The sequence below is a fragment of the Corallococcus praedator genome, from assembly GCF_003612125.1.
GTDB lineage: Bacteria > Myxococcota > Myxococcia > Myxococcales > Myxococcaceae > Corallococcus > Corallococcus praedator.
On record NZ_RAWI01000697.1, the window covers coordinates 1 to 2,249 of the forward strand.

Annotated in this window: 1 protein-coding gene and 1 pseudogene; one reads left to right on the forward strand and one right to left on the reverse strand. The window is 74.7% G+C overall.

The genetic code is table 11. The features are described from left to right. Positions 1-160: 160 nt before the first annotated feature. Positions 161-1,048: an arginase family protein gene (locus D7Y13_RS40965; protein WP_120538404.1), complete on the forward strand. Its 888-nt coding sequence runs from the start codon at positions 161-163 to the stop codon at positions 1,046-1,048. 11 nt (positions 1,049-1,059) lie between these two features. Here the strand turns inward: D7Y13_RS40965 and D7Y13_RS46185 are convergent. Further along, positions 1,060-2,249, reverse strand: a pseudogene (locus D7Y13_RS46185) (hypothetical protein); the annotation flags it as partial.

The window sequence follows — 2,249 nt, forward strand, 5'->3', positions numbered from 1 at the left end:
CCCCCGCGCGGTCAGCCCCGTCTGAGCCGTCCGCGCCCACCGGGGCCCGCATGGGCCCCCTCACCTGTCCCACCCCGGGTGGGCCTGTCCGCACTGGAGCCTGCATGAAGCCCTCCTTGTTCCCCGTCGCGGTGTCCCTGCCTGGAGCGGAGGTCCGCCCATGAGCGAGCGCCTGCGCCATGCCCTGTGTCGCGAGGAGCACCCGGCGCGCGCCGTGCTGTTCGGCGCCAACACGCAGGGGGCCGGTTTCTCCGAGAGCGTACGGGGCCGGTCCGACATGCCCCGGACGCTCTTCAGCGCCGACTTCATGCGCGAGGCCGACAACGGCTCCCCGTCCCTCACGGAGCTGCTGGAGGACGGGGAGGGCCTGTTCGATGCGGGCAACCTTCCCGTGGAGGGCCTCGCGGTGCCGGCGCAGGTGGCCGTGGTGCGCGAGCGCTTCGCCTCGCTCTTCCTCAAGGGGCAGCGCGCCATTGGCGTGGGAGGCGATCACCACATCAAGTACGCGGCCCTGGCCGCGGTGAGTGACGTGTTCGAGGACTGCGGCGTCGTCTACGTGGACGCCCATCCGGACTGCGCCCGGGATGACGCGCTGGCGTTCGACTCCATCCTCCACCACGCCTGGAAGCTGCCCCACCTGCGGCCGGAGCGGACGTGCCTGTTCGGCATCCGGCAGGTGAACGCGCGCGAGAAGGAGGGGCTGCGCGCGTGGAAGCCGGGCGTCATCCACGCCACGGAGCTGGTCGAGCGGGGCCTGCCGGCGGTGCTCGAGTCGATGGCGGCGCAGCTGGGCGACGTGCGGCGCGTGTTCGTGTCCGTGGACCTGGACGGGCTCGCGCCCCATGAGGTCCCCGCCGTGGAGGCGCCCTACCCTGGCGGCCCCACCTTCCGCGAGCTGCTGGTGCTCCTGCGGGGGCTGGCCCGGCGCTACGAGCTGGTGGGCATGGACGTCAGCGAGTTCATCCCCGAGTTCGATCCGGCCCGGCTCACCGCGCTCGTCACCGCGCGGCTGGTGAAGGAGTTCGCGGCGCTGCCCGCGCCCGGGTGAGGACTTGGGCCTCATGGCCGCGCCTCCACGGTGTGGGACGCGGCGAACGAACCCGTGCGGGTGGGATCCAACGCGCGGCGCAGGGCGTCCAGCGTCGGCGTCACCGCGCCCTCGCGTGAGGCTCGCACCCGGAGGGGCACGGCCTCATGGCCCCGCAGGCGCAGGTCCACGCGCCAGCCTTCGGCGGGAGGGCTCACCGCCAGGGCCGTGAAGGCGGCCGCCTCCGCGGGCAGCTCGGGGAGGCTCGGGCTCAGCGACCAGGAGATGAGGGCCGCGCGCGGCACCTCCAGGCGCAGCGACGCGCCTTCCGGGGCGGTGAGGCGCAGGGACACCTGTCGCTCCGCGCCCTGGTGTTCCACGCGCTCCACGGTGAGCCGTGGCGGCGGGAGGTGCGACCCGTCAGGCTCGGTGGGGCGCGCCTCCGGGAGGGAGAGCTCCGTCTGGGCTTGCGCGGCCTGGGCCCCGGTGAGCCCGGGGGCGAGCGTGCCGAGCGACAGCCCGTCCATGCTCTGGAGGACGAGGACGCTTCCGGAGGCGTCGGTCCGCTCCACCGCGCGCAGCCTCCGCGGGTGCTCCGCGTCGTGAGGCGCCACGAGCGCCAGCGCCACCCATCCGCCCAGCGCGAGCCCACCCACGCCCAGCAGCGCGGGGCGCCCTCCTTCCGCCCACGGCAGCGCGGCCGCGACCATCCACGCTCCCGCCAGCGTGGGCAGCGCCACGAGGAGCGCGATGACGCCATCCAGCGGGAACGGCACCAGCAGGTGTCCCGTCAGCGGAAGGGCCAGCGCCAGCAACCGCGACGTCGCCTGAGCCATCAGGCAGAGCCCGGGAAGCAGGCCCAGCGCGAGCGCGACGCCGCGCCACCGGGGCACCCGGGCCGCCACCAGGAGCCCCCCGGACCCTCCCAGCAGCCAGAGGAGCAGTGGGTACGTCACGCCCACGCCCGCGGACGTTCCCACCGCAGTGAGGCAGGCGCCCCATGCGAGCGCTCCACTCCAGCGCTCGAAGTACCGGGACGCTCCCTCCGCCTTGCGTCGGGTCACGGCCCTTGCCCACCAGGCCTCGCCCACGAGCGTCCCCGCGACCGCGAGCGCTCCGTACGTGACGAGCCCCAGCACCGGCGTGCCGTACCACCCCTGCGGACGTCCCAGGACGAACCCCACCAGCACCGCGCCCGTGAGCGGCAGCAGGACTCCCATCA